Genomic DNA, 12,227 nt, shown 5'->3' on the forward strand with positions numbered 1-12,227 from the left:
GGCCGATAGCCCTCATCGTCTAGCGGCCTAGGACGCCGCCCTTTCAAGGCGGTAGCACGGGTTCGAATCCCGTTGGGGGCACGCAACACGGTGTGCAACACTGTTTGCACGTCACGCAAGGTCCTGTGGAGCAGTTTGGAGTGCTCGCCACCCTGTCAAGGTGGAGGCCGCGGGTTCAAATCCCGTCAGGACCGCCAGGGTTTCACGTGAAACCCTGCGGCTGGGTAGCTCAGTTGGTACGAGCGTCCGCCTGAAAAGCGGAAGGTCGCCGGTTCGACCCCGGCCCCAGCCACCATCGCCCTGAACAGGGCATACGGCCCCATCGAAGATCATCGGATGGGGCCGCTTTTATGTCGCCTACGCCAACCGGTACGCCAACGGCCCTCAGGAAAGGCTGTCCCCCAGCTTCCGAAGCGCTTTCCGCTGCTCATCCAGCGAAGCGTGGGCGTAGACCTTCATGGTCACCCCGATATCGCTGTGCCCGACGATCTGCCGGACGATGTGCGGCGGCACCCCGAGATCGAGCAGCAGCGAGACGGCCGAGTGTCGAAGATCATGGAATCGGATCTCCAGACCGAGCCGCTTGCGGAGCGGGTCCCAGCTCCGTCGGAGGTTGTCCGGCTCCAGCGGAGTGCCGATGCGGGACGTGAAAATCAGTCCGCGTTCCTTCCACTCCATGCCTGCCGCCGCTCGCTCCTGTGCCTGCCGCTCGCGGTGATCGGTGAGTGCCTTCACCACGATTGGCGGGAGCGGGACCGTGCGGACCGACGCCATGGTCTTGGGCTTGACCAACCTCAGCTCGCCGTCAACACGCTGGAGTGCCCGCTCAACGGTCAGCGTCTCGCGGTCAAGGTTCACAGCGTCCCAGCGAAGTCCCAGAATCTCCCCCCGCCGCATCCCTAGGACCAGGGCGAGCACGTAGAGCGCATGCAAGCGGTCCTCCGCGCACTCACGAAGCAGGAGGCGAGCCATGGCGACGCTCAGCCCCTTGCCGGTGTCGTACGACGGCGTGGGGACCTGCACCAGTTGAGCGATGTTCCGAACAATCAACTCCTCTCGCACAGCGTTCTGAAGCGCGTTCCGCAGCACGGCATGGATGGACTGCACCATGCGACGCGACAGAAGGGTCTTGCAGCACTCCCCCGCGGCACAGCACTGGGACTCGGCGCGCTCCTTGTCCCACCCGTGTTTGCAGCACTGGCACTCGGAGGCGACCCGAGCAAGCCACGTCCGAACTTCGGCCGCCCGAAGAGTGCGGATCTTCTTCCGGCCCAACCCAGGGACCAAGTGGACACGGGCCGCGCTCTCGTAGCCCTGGTAGGTCTTGGGGCGTCGGTGGACCTTGACCACAGTCGCAAGCCAGTAGGTGAGGTAGTCCTCCAGGTTCATATTCGTGTCGGGCACCGGGATGCCCTGGTTCTCCTGCGCCTGAAGTTCAGTGATCTTCTGCCGCACCTCGTCACGAGTCTTGCCGTAGACGGAGACACGCTTGCGGATCCCGCTGGTCGTCGTCACGTACACGCGGCCGTGATAGGTACCGTCCTTGCGGATGGTGATACTGCCTTCGCCGTTGGCGCGCTTCGCCATCAGTTGTTGTCTCCCAGTTGGTTCTGGATGTAGGTGCGCAGGGCATCGGCCGGGACACGACGGGCACGGCCGATGGTGAAGCTCTGGAGTTGCCTAGACCTGATGAGGTCGTAGACCTTGAAGCGGCTCAGACGCAGCGCGGCCATGACCTCAGGAACCGTGAGCGCCTCGTGACTCGGGGGCAGGGCGGTGCTCATGCCGTAACTCCTCCGGGCAGTTCTTCGGGGGGCTGTGCTGTCCGAAGCTGGGATTTCTGCGTCATTGCGTCACCTGCGTCAATCAGGCTTCTGACCTGCGGGTTCCGGTGACGCAGCAGGGTGGGCGCTGCGTCACCGATGACACGGGCGCTCGTCACGGGGTGACGCTGATGACGCGGGATGACGCAGGGATCGGCCGTCTGCGTCACCGCTGTCGCGGCAGGTCAGCGGCCGTCTGTCGGGCTGGTGGTGACGCAGTGACGCAGATCTTCCCTACTTAGGAAAGAGATGGGGTGGTGTCTGTGGCCTTACGTCCGCTCAGGGCTTGAAGAACGAGCCGCTTCGCGGCGCGACCGGTGGCAGGGCGGCTGCCGCCGCCGGAACAGCAAGAGGAGCACCCGGCGCGCGGCGTGCTCCTCTTGCTTGTCGCCTGTCCCCGGGCGTGCGGTCAGAACGCGGTCTGCTGCTCGGGCGGCGGGGCGGGGGCCTGGCGGCTGAGTTCGATGTAGCGGGCGGCGCTGGTGCGTCCCCAGTCGACCAGGACGCCGCGGGCGGCCAGGGTGGGCTGGATCCGCCTGAGCCGGTCGGAGAGGACCTTGCCGGTGGTGGGCCAGCCCTTGGGCAGGGGACGGCAGTCCTCACCGCTGTAGAGGGCGCTCAGGGCATGGAGCCACTCCGCCGACGTCATCCGCTCTTCCTCGCCCGGGGCGAGTTCGGCGGCGCGCCTGAGAACCGTCTGCGCCAGCAAGTCGCCCTCAATGACGTCGTCGTTGAGATCGTCCAGGCTGGCCCTGTAAGCGTCCAGCGTCCCGAAGCCGGTGGCGATGTCGAGCTGGGCGCACAGGTGGGCGAAGTCGGCCATCCGCAGGTCGGTCGGAGTCTCGGCCTGCACCGCGCGGACCTTCACGGTCAGGTCGAGCAGGGAGCCGAGGACGACGGGCAGGATCTCGGCGTACTCCGCCCACAGCTCCGCCTCGGTGCGCCGCACCCGCGGCCTTTCGAGGCGCAGGGTGAGGAGCCGTTCGGCGAGGTCGGGGCGGATCACGCCGACGTCGATTCCGGTGAGCAGCATCGGGCGGCGGTAGCGGGAGCGCACCACGTCGCCGTCGGTGAACAGCGCGCGCTTGATGCTCTCGGCCCCGGTGATGATGCAGCACATGAGGTCGGACAGGTCCGGGGGCAGGTGGGAGAGGTTGTCCAGGGCGGTGACCCATCCGGCCGCGACCGCCGTGATCATGTTCTCCTCGTCCTTGGGCGCCCGGCGCAGGTCGCCGGTCATGCCCTCGATGATCCGTACGAGCATCCGCCCGCCGGTGGACTTGCCCGCGCCCTGCGGCCCGGTGAGGAACGGGGCCGGGACCGGCGCCGACGGTTCCAGGCAGCCGATCAGCCACGCGATAGCGAGGGCTTCGGTCTGGGCGTCGGCGAAGTTGCACAGCCGCATGAGCAGGTCGATGCCCTTGCCGTTGGTGTCCCTGGCGGGCAGGGGGAGTTCCCCGGTGAGCTGGGTGCGCCGCCAGCACACCTCCTGCGGGTCGGGGGTGCGGATGTCCCAGCCGGTGGGGTGGATGCGCACGGACTGTCCGTCGTCGCGGCCGAGGTCGAGCCAGGTGGCGCCGTCGAATCCGGGGGCGACGCGGATGTGGGTGGGCTGTACCTGCTCGGTCAGGGCGAGTGCCTCGATCAAGTCCAGTGCCTCCTTGAGGGCGGTTCCGTTGAAGGCGCCGAACCCGTCGCGGAACAGGCCGACCATGAGTTCCTGCCGGTGGCTGCCGGTGGTGCCCTGGGAGCGGATCGGGCGGGCCACGGGGTGGCCGGTGCGCTGCGCGTACACGGTCCCGTCGGCGGTGCGGAAGTAGCGGAAGTGCGCTTGCGCGTAGTCGGTGATGATCTCGCGGGCAGGGGTCTTCTCGTCGTCCGTCATGGCTCACATCCCCAGTGTGGTCAGGGCGTTGGTCCACGCGTCGGTGCAGTGCCGGGGGGACTCGCCCTTGGCCTGCGCTGCGGTGAACAGCCGCGCGACATGGGCGTCCGTGAGACAGCCGCACCGGCCATGAGCGGACAGCACGGCGAGGAACGTCCGGTACACCGTGGTGTGGATCGCGCTTTGGGCCTCGGTGATGCGCTGCTCGGCCATGGCGATCCCACGGTCCAGGTAGACGGGCGTACGGTGACGGCACTCCCCCTGCCCGCTCCTCAGAGGCACTGTGAGCGACTGTGGCGCCCTGCGGGGCGGGGACGGTTCCTTTACTGCCAGAGCGCGTACAGAGTCCCGGAGAGCGGCCGTGGCGCCGGTGCCGGGTCCCAGCCAACGGGCGTAGGCCATGGTCGACTTGATGTCCACGCCAGGCCGTACCCCGTTGGCGGAGGGCATGGTCCCGCGGTAGAGCCAGTGTTGGCCGCGGCTGGTGGGAACGGTGCGGGTGGCGGGCAGGGACTGGCGGGCCCAGTCGACGGCCGCGGCGTTGTCCAGGTCGACCACCGTCACTCCGGCGCCGCCGGGGTGGTAGGCGACCGTCGCCGCGTGCTGCCACGCCGACGCCCACGCACGGGAGTTGAGGACGTGCGGGTCGGTGGTGGCGGCAGCCCAGCCGTGGCAGGGGCGCGGGCACTGGCAGGGTCCCGGGGTTTTCATGTTCGGTCGGCCCCCGCACGCGTTGCCGGTGCAGGTGGGGCAGTTGCCGAACGGTCCCTTGCCTGCCCGCAGGGGCAGCACTGGCACGCCGGACGCGGCCAGATGCAGCGCCGTGGACAGCAGCGCGGATTGGGCGTCATGGGTCATGCTGGATGTCTCCAGTTCCTTGATGGGGTGCTGGTCAGGCAAGGGCGGCCCCGGACTTTGGCGAGACGGGGGCCGCCCTTGGCGCAGCTAGAAGGGTGGTTCGTCGCTGTAGTCGCCGGGGGCCCACGGGTCACGCCCGGTGTCGCGGCGACGCAGCCACCGGGGCCTGCGCGGGAGGGTCAGCAGGGTCCAGCGGCGGTTTTCGTTCCAGCAGTCGCAGGGCTCCCATTCGGTACCGGCGTACTCGCCGGTGTGGTCGCCGTAGTCGTGCTCGAAGCCGCCGTCTCCCTCGCAGTTGGCGCAGTCGGGGTCGGGGGTGTCGGTGAGGATCAGCGTGCGGCGGGTCCAGCCGTGGACGTGGATACGGAGTCGGGGCATAGGGGGTTGGTCTCCTTCTCAGCCGTGGAAGTGGTTGCGCTTGAAGATGGCTTTGCGGATGGTGACCGTGGTCCCGGCGTGGTCGTGGTGGCCGCGGGCGGTGAAGACCTGCACGGCGATCCAGCCGCCGAAGATGACCGCGGCGAGGATGATCAGTTGGGTGATCAGGGCGGTGAGTGCGGCGATGAATGAGGTGAGCAGGAGCAGGCCGCCGCACACAGCGAGGAAGCCGACGCCCCCGAGGGCGACGTTTACCGCGGCGTGGGAGACGGCCGGTTTGGCGGTGACCGGTTCGGGCTGGGCGGTCGGGATGGCGTAGCCGGTGACGATCCGTCCGTCCGGCAGGACCACGCTCGCGACCGTCGGGACGGTGTCCGGCTGGACGGGGACGACCGGCGCCGTCACCGGTACGGCCGGGGTGATGGGGGTCGGCTGGTGGACTTCCACGACCCCCGTGGCGGGGGCGTGGCGGATGTGTTCGGGGTACATGCGGAATCCCTTCCGGGCAGGGTTCAGGGAGGCTGAGACACCCCCTGCCGGGGGCGTATGGGAGGGGGTTTCGGGGGTCTGACCAGGGGTGCCTCCCTGCCTCCCTGAACGATCATTCGTGCAGGTCAGGGGCAGGGAGGCGGGTCAGGGAGGGGTTCAGGGAGTTCTCCCTGCCTCCCTGACCCGCCGGGGGTCGGCTCCCTGTCATCCGTCGGCAGAAGCGGAACCCTCGCCGTTGCTGTCGCCGTCGCGGTTGGTGAGGGCGCGGGTGAGGCGGTCACGGCCGACGACCATCCGGCCGTCGGACTTGTAGGGTTCGGCTCCGGTGCCGTCCAGGACGCGCTTGAGGTCGAGGAACGACCACTTGCTGTAGGCGTCCGCGTTCAGTGCCGCGAGCCGCTTCAGCACATCCTGAGTGAGCACCCGGGACGCATCGCCGACGACGGACGCGATGTCGGTGAGCGGGTCACGGTCCTCGCCCCGCTCGATCACGGTCAGCGTGGTGACCCCGTCGCGTAGTGCCTTGGCACGGTCGGTGATGGCCACGGCGGCGTCGTCGTCGAGGTAGTGCGTGCGGACCGTGATGGACGACTGCCCCTTGGGAATGTCGATCCCCGACGACGCGACGACCAGGGTTCCCTGGTCCAGACCGGGACGCAGCAGGTTCGGAGCGGCGCCGCCGTCAACGGCCTTGTCCCCCAGCGCCATCCGGGCCTGTGACTCCGTTCCCAGCGCGAGCGACGCACGCGTGTGCGCGCCCTCACGGACCAGCTTGGGAAGGTTCTGGTCCGTGGGGTCCTGGGTGCCCTGCCACATCAGCACGTTCACCGCACGGCCCTGGTTGTGGATTTTCCGGACGGCCATGAAGTACCGGGACGTGGCCTTCGAACCGCCGTAGTAGCGGCCGTCCTCGTCCTTGAGCGGGCACATGAACGCCACCTGCGCTTCGTCGACGAGGACGATGAGCGCGGGGAACACGGTGCCGGGCGGCGCCATCAGGCGGCGGTTCATCTCATCCACCGCGCCCTCAACCATTTCGGTCACCTGGATGACGTGCTCGTCGGTCGGCCCCTGGATCAGGGTGTCGGCAAGGCCGTCGAACATGGCCCAGTCCCCTACGCCCTTGAGGTCGCCCATGAGGAACCGCACCGACCTGTCCAGCGCCAGCCACAGCGCCAGGGAACGCAGGGCAACGGTCTTGCCCTGGTTCGACAACCCGGTGATGAGCAGATGGCGCTGATACAGCGAGAGGGCGGCGGCGTCCCCGCGCAGGTCCTGGCCCCATGGAGCCTTGCCCTTGGCGTAGTCGGCGGTCATCGTGTCATCGGTGACCAGCGGCGACGGGCCGATCGGCTCATCCAGCGCCCCCGAGTCCGCGATCCACAACCTGACGGTGCGGGCGGCTTCGGGGATCGTGATGAACACCTCGTGCTCGTGCCGGGTCAGGTTCTCCGCCAGCTTCCGCCGCCGGTTCTGTACCTCGATCGTGGAGACGCCGGAGGGAAGGGTGACGTCGACTTCCACGCCGCATCCGGCGATCCGGATCGGCCCGAGCATCGCGGCACCCGCGTCACCCATCTCCTTGATGGCGTTGCGCAGGGCGGATACCCCGAGGTCGCGCAGGGCCTTGACGACGATGGACGGGGTGATCGGCTCACCCTCGCCCGACCGAACGGTGGCGGGCAGGGCCCACTGGGGTGCGGCTTGCTGTTTGCTGCCGACGGCCCACAGGGCGAGCAGGGCGAGGAACGGGCCGATCGTGACCGCCGGGCCCCACACCACCTGAACGATCCGGATCAGAGTCGCGATGAACTCGATGGTGGCGGCGAGCGGGGTGATCACGTCGGCCGGGTGCTTGGTGCTGAGAGCCATGATGACCCCGAGGGCGACCAGGACCCCGGCACCCAGACCGGTGCCGACGGCGACGCCCTTGGCGGCTTCGGCCGGAGAGTGCAGGAGGTCCATGCGGCGCCGGTGGCGTGCCTGCTTGAAGCGCTGGAGGCGTTCCTCCCACTCCTCAGCCACCTCAAGGTTCCCGGCGGCTTCCGCGGCGCGGATCATGCGTTCGTAGCGGGCGCCGGTGCGGCCGTCCCAGGTGCGGCGGGCCACGATCCGGCCCCCGTTGAACGTGTACAGGCCGTGCCGGGCCACCGCCCGCACCACGGTCTTGGTGGTCTCGTCGGTGGCGGCGGCCTTGATGGCGCGGCCGGAGCGCACCCACAGGGGTACCAGCGGGGCGGCCGGGGGGTCGGGGACGACGGTGAGGACGGTCGGGGCGTCGGCGCCGGTCGGCGGGTCGGTGGGCTTGTGGAGGTGAACGACGTTCCCGGTCATGCTGGGAGTGCTCCTGACTGCCCCGGATCGGGGCGGGAGTTGAGGGAGGGCACCGGGACGGGCCGGGTCCGTGGAAAGAGCAGGTCCGTCCCGGTGTCATGCGTTGTGGCTGGTCACCACCAGTTCGACTTCTTCTTGGGCACGAGGTAGGGGCAGCCGTTGCGCATGTGGTCCACGCACTGCGGGCAGTCCTCACGGGGCCGGAGGTGGCCGTGTGCGCGCCGGTCGTGGGCGTGCTGCCAGCACTGCGGGCACTCGCCCGGCGGCGTGTCCCGCGCGTCCACCGTCACCACCACCCCGAGGACTTCTTGGCGGCCTTGTCGCGGGCGGCCTCGGTGATGAGCCGCTGCCGCTCGCCGTACAGGGCGCTCAGTTCGGCGGTCAGGCGGGTCTCGGCAGCGGAACCGATGGTGTCCATCCGGTCGTCGGCACGGCCCGTGTCGCGGCCCTGGTGGATGCTGCGGGCGCCGCCGACCATCGCGCGGGCCATGTCGCGGCGCTCACGGCCGGTCAGCGGCCACCACTCGCCCTGACGGACGGCTTCCAGCTTCCTGGCCGTCTTGGTGATCTCGCGGTCCAGACGGCGGATCTCGGAGTTGCCCATGGTCAGGCAGTCCCTTCGGATTCGTGCGGGTCGGGGTAGGCGCACGGCACGCACGTGCCGAGCGAGGGCGGAATGACGTAGCCCGCATCCCGGCAGCACTGCGGGCAGGTGCGGCGGGCGGTGTTGGCCCGCTCCAGCGCCGCCCATTTGGCGGGGGTCATCGGCCGTACGGGCTTGGCCCGGTCGATGCGGTACAGGTAGGCGACCAGCGGCCCACGGCGGCGGCGTGGCCGCTCCAACTGAGCAGCCACCCCCTGACCACCGGGCCGCAGACCGCGCGCCCTCAGTTGGCGGTAGGTGGCGTATCCATCCGGTGCCAGGCGCCACCGGAACACCGGCAGCGCGGCCATCACGCGGCCGTGGCGGCGCGTTCGGCGAGCAGCACGTCACGCAGCATGCGGGCATTGGCCGGGGACGTGTGCAACTCCCGGCGGATCCCCTCCGCCGTGACCTGCCCGACCGGCCAACCCTCCGTCGCCTTGCGCGCCTCGGTCAGCAACTGCTCCGGGGTGCGGCGGGTGCGGGGCGACTTCGCCGACGCCGGGACACGGCCCGTCACCCGGCGCTGCCGGGCCGACTCAGCGGGAACCGACCCGGCGGGTACGGCGGGCGCTGCCTCGATCGGGACGGGCTTCACCGCCGGTGCGACCGCCGGAGTCGGCTTCCCGATCGTGTCCGACTTGCCCAGATCGAAGGGCAGCGGATCGGGCACGGTGAGGCGGGTCAGGGTGACCGTGGCGGGGGTCGATTCCGGCAGGTCAGCCATAGACCGTTCTCGACTACTCTCAGTCGATTCCTCCGCATTTGGGATCGGGGTGGGTGCTGGTCCGGTGCCGCCGAACATCGACGCGAGTGCGGCATCCGCTCCGGCGGTGACCCGATCGCGCTGGACGTCCAGCAGCCTCGATCCCAGCGCCGTATCCCCGACCCCGACCTTGCGGGCCAGACGCCACGACACGCGGTCCGACCGCTTCCTGACCCAGTCGGTCGGGTGATGCGCGGCGCGGGCGCGGTGGTAGGCGAGTGCCTGTACCAGATCGGCGGTACGCCGTTCGTTCTCGGCGTCGCGGCCGTCGGTGTGGACGACGATCCGCCGGGCGAGGAACGCCATGCCCTCCGCCGACACCGACATACCCATGGGAGTCAGTGCGTAGATCACCATCCGGCCGGTGTCGGGCGCGGCCATGGCGCCCATGACAGCGGCACCGGCAGGCAGGGCCCACAGACCCGAGCGCACGATGCGCGGGGAGGACTGGCCCAGCATGGTCAGCCCGAGCAGGACCAGGGCGAGAACGGCCGTGGCACCCTCACCGGCCGCGAGAGCCCCGAGCGCGGTGCCCTTGCCGTAGGCGTGCCCGATGTTGCTGTAGGTGCCGATACCGCCGAACACGCCGGTGGCCAGCATGGGCACGAACGCGGCCGTCAGGACACTGATCTGCGTCTTCGTCAGGGATGTTCGCTGGTTCATGCCGCGTCCTTCCTCTGCGTGGTGTGGGTGCCGGGCCGTCCCGTGCGCCGCCCGGCCGTCGTGCCCGCCGCGGGAGCTCCCGCGGCGGGGTAGTGCCAGCCGCCGCCGGTGCGCTTGGCCGCGTACATGGCTTCGTCCGCCAGCCGCAGCAGCACCCCCAGCACGTCACCCGAGCCGCCCACGGCGGGCGCGAGGTCGTTGGAGAGAGCCGCGCCGATGGAGACGCCCACGGTCAGGTCACGTCCGGCGTGCCGGAACGGGGCGGTGATGGCGTCGTGCAGGCTGCGCAGCAGCCACGGCAGCGCGACCGGATCGGGCAGGGGGATGACGGCGGCGAACTCATCCCCTCCCAGCCGGGCCGCCAGCGCCCCCGGAATCTTGCTCAGGGCGTCGGTGAGGCTCGCGGCGGAGGCACGGATCGCAGCGTCCCCGGCGGCATGCCCGAACGTGTCGTTGAGGGCCTTGAAGCCGTCCAGGTCGGCAAGGATGACCCCGGTGTGCGGGCGGCGGGCCAGCACCCGGGCCGCCCGCCGCTCGAACGGGGCCCGGGTCCACAGCCCGGACAGCGGATCACGCCGCGCCGCCGATAACCGGCGGCGCATCCACACCCCGTGAACACCCCACCCAGCCGCCAGCGGACCCGCAGCAGACACAACCGTCAGCAGATCGTTCACGCCGCACCCCCGAAGAAGGTGAGGAGAGCAGCGAGGATGAGCAGAGCCCCACCCGCGCGGATGAGGCCGACCGCGCGGCGCAGGCAGGTGAACTTGGTGACGGCCAGCCGGGACAGCCCGGCGATGTCCGCGGCCAGGTCATGCGAGACAGTCTCGGTGATCTCTTCGGGGGTGAGGGTGGCCCACAGGGGGAAGCCGTGTCGGCCGCTCAGGTTCGGGCGGACCGACCGCAGCAGCCGCTCAGCCGCACCGACCAGCAGCGCCACGCCCACACCGCCAACGATCGCGGCGGGCCAGTTCAAGGGCAGGTCACGGCCGACAGTCCAGGCACCGGCCAGCACTGCACCGACGAACGCCAGCAGCAGCGCGACCTTGTTGTCCGTCCGCGCGATCTCCGCCTTCACCTCAGCGTGCGCGGCCGTCAGGTTCTCGTCGCGGGTCGTCATCGACGGCCCCCGTTCCGGCGGCCGTTGACCACCCAGCCAGCGAGCTGGAGGGCGAAACCGACGGCGGCCACGCCCATCAGCGAGCGGTGCCCGCTCACGAGGGCGGTCAGGGAAGCGGTGAGCGCGATGAGCGCGCCCACGGTGATCAGGACCTGGGCGAAGCCCTTGGGGGCCGGAGTCGGGGCGCTCATGCTGCTACCTCCAGCAGGAACGAGCCGTCACCGGCGTGCGGCAGCACCGACACGGGCACCTTGTTCTCCAGGTCCCGGCGGGCGGCCAGCAGACGGCGGCGGGCCCGGCGGATGCGCTGCGTGTCCACCTCGTTCGGGACGCGGTCCAGGGCCGTGATCTGCGCGTCCAGCAGCTCGACGTCCGCCCGGATGACGTCCGTCTCCCACTCGATCGCGTTCAGCTCCGTGGCCGTCGGCTCACGGTCGTACTCGTCGGCGGTAACAACCGCCTGATCAGCAACGATGTGCTTCATGGGTCGTGGTTCCTCTCACAGGGTGGACGGCCCGAAGGCACCCCCGGAGCTGCTACTCCGGGGGTGCGGCCGTATGTACGGGGTGGGTCAGGGACGGGACAGGACGTGCGCCGTGCTGGCGGTCAGCGCGTCGGCCGCGGATACGGCCGCCTCCCGGCGCGATGCCAGGACCTCGGCGGACTGGGCGCCACGCATCTCGTATGCGGCACGTACGGCCGCGTCCACGTCGAGACGGAGTTGCGGCAGCAGCACCGTCAGGGCGATCTGCGGGGCGGTGACGGCGGACCGGGTGACGTGGCTCGCCTCGCGAGCGGCAGCGATATCGGCCGGGGCCGCACCGGACAGGCGCAGGTCCTCGCGGACCCACATCGCCCGCCGGTGATCCGCCAGTGCGGTGCTCAGCTCGGACAGGGCCGTCAGGGCCCGGTCCCGCAGCGTCTGTCGGCGCTGGGAACGAGCCGCGTAGGACTGCTGGACACCGACAACACCGGCACCCAGAACGGTGCCGATGACCGCGACAACGGCGGCGGCGATCTCCATGGGACTCCCCCTTTTTCGGGGCCAGACTCTCCGGCTCCCCTCAGCGCTGCTCGTACGAGACGAGCAGCGGAGGCAACCGGCCGCGGAGGCGAGCGCCGCGGATCGATCGATGCGCGACGTAGCCGCGCGGTCCGTCTTTTCGACTCGGGGAGACGGGGCCCACCTATGCAGTTGTCAAGGAACGACCAGCTCAGGGCCCCACCTGCACGAGCTATCCCGAACCGAACGGCGATGAAGGCAACCC

At 70.0% G+C, this 12,227-nt stretch carries 16 protein-coding genes and 3 tRNA genes; 3 read left to right on the forward strand and 16 right to left on the reverse strand.

The window, feature by feature from the left end; translation table 11 throughout:
* Positions 1-8: 8 nt before the first annotated feature.
* The 3 genes from ACFY2B_RS41205 to ACFY2B_RS41215 all read left to right on the forward strand — a co-directional run bounded on the left by ACFY2B_RS41205 (position 9) and on the right by ACFY2B_RS41215 (position 295).
* Positions 9-81: transfer RNA gene (locus tag ACFY2B_RS41205), tRNA-Glu, on the forward strand.
* Between the two features lie 38 nt (positions 82-119).
* A tRNA-Asp gene (locus tag ACFY2B_RS41210) sits at positions 120-197 on the forward strand.
* A 21-nt stretch (positions 198-218) separates the two neighbouring features.
* Positions 219-295 (forward strand) — tRNA-Phe (locus ACFY2B_RS41215).
* 89 nt (positions 296-384) lie between these two features.
* On the opposite strand, the gene xerC is transcribed toward ACFY2B_RS41215, so the two are convergent.
* From xerC to ACFY2B_RS41295, 16 genes are all read right to left on the reverse strand, one after another.
* Complete coding sequence (xerC, locus tag ACFY2B_RS41220) at positions 385-1,587, reverse strand: tyrosine recombinase XerC (RefSeq protein WP_390768194.1); 1,203 nt, start codon at positions 1,585-1,587, stop codon at positions 385-387.
* Positions 1,587-1,784 (reverse strand): helix-turn-helix domain-containing protein, encoded by a 198-nt coding sequence (locus tag ACFY2B_RS41225; protein ID WP_390768195.1) that lies wholly within the window; start codon positions 1,782-1,784, stop codon positions 1,587-1,589. The genes xerC and ACFY2B_RS41225 overlap by 1 nt, the downstream gene beginning before the upstream one ends.
* Before the next feature lie 448 nt (positions 1,785-2,232).
* Positions 2,233-3,708 carry an ATP-binding protein gene (locus ACFY2B_RS41230; protein ID WP_390768196.1) on the reverse strand — a complete coding sequence of 492 codons (1,476 nt, stop codon included), beginning with the start codon at positions 3,706-3,708 and terminating at the stop codon, positions 2,233-2,235.
* Positions 3,709-3,711: 3 nt separating this feature from the next.
* Positions 3,712-4,566 (reverse strand): bifunctional DNA primase/polymerase, encoded by an 855-nt coding sequence (locus ACFY2B_RS41235; RefSeq protein ID WP_390768211.1) that lies wholly within the window; start codon positions 4,564-4,566, stop codon positions 3,712-3,714.
* Positions 4,567-4,653: 87 nt separating this feature from the next.
* The gene (locus tag ACFY2B_RS41240) at positions 4,654-4,944 is read right to left on the reverse strand and encodes a hypothetical protein (protein WP_390768197.1); all 291 of its coding nucleotides are present in this window, start codon (positions 4,942-4,944) and stop codon (positions 4,654-4,656) included.
* An 18-nt stretch (positions 4,945-4,962) separates the two neighbouring features.
* Positions 4,963-5,433, reverse strand: a complete 471-nt coding sequence (locus ACFY2B_RS41245) for a hypothetical protein (protein ID WP_390768198.1) — start codon at positions 5,431-5,433, stop codon at positions 4,963-4,965.
* Positions 5,434-5,637: 204 nt separating this feature from the next.
* Positions 5,638-7,767 carry an FtsK/SpoIIIE domain-containing protein gene (locus ACFY2B_RS41250; protein WP_390768199.1) on the reverse strand — a complete coding sequence of 710 codons (2,130 nt, stop codon included), beginning with the start codon at positions 7,765-7,767 and terminating at the stop codon, positions 5,638-5,640.
* Between the two features lie 113 nt (positions 7,768-7,880).
* A complete protein-coding gene (locus tag ACFY2B_RS41255; RefSeq protein ID WP_390768212.1) occupies positions 7,881-8,060 on the reverse strand; it encodes a pRL2-8 in 180 nt (59 codons plus the stop codon).
* Positions 8,054-8,371 (reverse strand): hypothetical protein, encoded by a 318-nt coding sequence (locus tag ACFY2B_RS41260; protein WP_390768200.1) that lies wholly within the window; start codon positions 8,369-8,371, stop codon positions 8,054-8,056. The genes ACFY2B_RS41255 and ACFY2B_RS41260 overlap by 7 nt, the downstream gene beginning before the upstream one ends.
* 2 nt (positions 8,372-8,373) lie before the next feature.
* Positions 8,374-8,721 carry an RRQRL motif-containing zinc-binding protein gene (locus ACFY2B_RS41265; RefSeq protein WP_390768201.1) on the reverse strand — a complete coding sequence of 116 codons (348 nt, stop codon included), beginning with the start codon at positions 8,719-8,721 and terminating at the stop codon, positions 8,374-8,376.
* Complete coding sequence (locus ACFY2B_RS41270) at positions 8,721-9,839, reverse strand: conjugal transfer protein (protein ID WP_390768202.1); 1,119 nt, start codon at positions 9,837-9,839, stop codon at positions 8,721-8,723. Before ACFY2B_RS41270 ends, ACFY2B_RS41265 begins: the two co-directional genes overlap by 1 nt.
* Positions 9,836-10,441: a GGDEF domain-containing protein gene (locus tag ACFY2B_RS41275; RefSeq protein ID WP_390768203.1), complete on the reverse strand. Its 606-nt coding sequence runs from the start codon at positions 10,439-10,441 to the stop codon at positions 9,836-9,838. The genes ACFY2B_RS41270 and ACFY2B_RS41275 overlap by 4 nt, the downstream gene beginning before the upstream one ends.
* A 68-nt stretch (positions 10,442-10,509) precedes the next feature.
* A complete protein-coding gene (locus ACFY2B_RS41280) occupies positions 10,510-10,959 on the reverse strand; it encodes a Pycsar system effector family protein (protein ID WP_390768204.1) in 450 nt (149 codons plus the stop codon).
* Positions 10,956-11,150, reverse strand: coding sequence for a hypothetical protein (locus ACFY2B_RS41285; RefSeq protein WP_390768205.1), 195 nt, complete (start codon positions 11,148-11,150; stop codon positions 10,956-10,958). Before ACFY2B_RS41285 ends, ACFY2B_RS41280 begins: the two co-directional genes overlap by 4 nt.
* Positions 11,147-11,443: a DUF6284 family protein gene (locus ACFY2B_RS41290; RefSeq protein ID WP_390768206.1), complete on the reverse strand. Its 297-nt coding sequence runs from the start codon at positions 11,441-11,443 to the stop codon at positions 11,147-11,149. The genes ACFY2B_RS41285 and ACFY2B_RS41290 overlap by 4 nt, the downstream gene beginning before the upstream one ends.
* An 87-nt stretch (positions 11,444-11,530) precedes the next feature.
* Entirely contained in the window at positions 11,531-11,983 is a 453-nt protein-coding gene (locus ACFY2B_RS41295; protein ID WP_390768207.1) for a protein kilB, read from the reverse strand.
* Positions 11,984-12,227: the final 244 nt, after the last annotated feature.

This window comes from Streptomyces sp. NPDC001270, assembly GCF_042896695.1.
Taxonomy (GTDB): domain Bacteria; phylum Actinomycetota; class Actinomycetes; order Streptomycetales; family Streptomycetaceae; genus Streptomyces.

Coding starts and splice junctions, on each gene's coding strand:
- xerC (WP_390768194.1), bottom strand. CDS start 1,587: ATGGCGAAGCGCGCCAACGGCGAAGGCAGTATCACCATCCGCAAGGAC.
- ACFY2B_RS41225 (WP_390768195.1), bottom strand. CDS start 1,784: ATGAGCACCGCCCTGCCCCCGAGTCACGAGGCGCTCACGGTTCCTGAG.
- ACFY2B_RS41230 (WP_390768196.1), bottom strand. CDS start 3,708: ATGACGGACGACGAGAAGACCCCTGCCCGCGAGATCATCACCGACTAC.
- ACFY2B_RS41235 (WP_390768211.1), bottom strand. CDS start 4,566: ATGACCCATGACGCCCAATCCGCGCTGCTGTCCACGGCGCTGCATCTG.
- ACFY2B_RS41240 (WP_390768197.1), bottom strand. CDS start 4,944: ATGCCCCGACTCCGTATCCACGTCCACGGCTGGACCCGCCGCACGCTG.
- ACFY2B_RS41245 (WP_390768198.1), bottom strand. CDS start 5,433: ATGTACCCCGAACACATCCGCCACGCCCCCGCCACGGGGGTCGTGGAA.
- ACFY2B_RS41250 (WP_390768199.1), bottom strand. CDS start 7,767: ATGACCGGGAACGTCGTTCACCTCCACAAGCCCACCGACCCGCCGACC.
- ACFY2B_RS41260 (WP_390768200.1), bottom strand. CDS start 8,371: ATGGGCAACTCCGAGATCCGCCGTCTGGACCGCGAGATCACCAAGACG.
- ACFY2B_RS41265 (WP_390768201.1), bottom strand. CDS start 8,721: ATGGCCGCGCTGCCGGTGTTCCGGTGGCGCCTGGCACCGGATGGATAC.
- ACFY2B_RS41270 (WP_390768202.1), bottom strand. CDS start 9,839: ATGAACCAGCGAACATCCCTGACGAAGACGCAGATCAGTGTCCTGACG.
- ACFY2B_RS41275 (WP_390768203.1), bottom strand. CDS start 10,441: ATGCGCCGCCGGTTATCGGCGGCGCGGCGTGATCCGCTGTCCGGGCTG.
- ACFY2B_RS41280 (WP_390768204.1), bottom strand. CDS start 10,959: ATGACGACCCGCGACGAGAACCTGACGGCCGCGCACGCTGAGGTGAAG.
- ACFY2B_RS41285 (WP_390768205.1), bottom strand. CDS start 11,150: ATGAGCGCCCCGACTCCGGCCCCCAAGGGCTTCGCCCAGGTCCTGATC.
- ACFY2B_RS41290 (WP_390768206.1), bottom strand. CDS start 11,443: ATGAAGCACATCGTTGCTGATCAGGCGGTTGTTACCGCCGACGAGTAC.
- ACFY2B_RS41295 (WP_390768207.1), bottom strand. CDS start 11,983: ATGGAGATCGCCGCCGCCGTTGTCGCGGTCATCGGCACCGTTCTGGGT.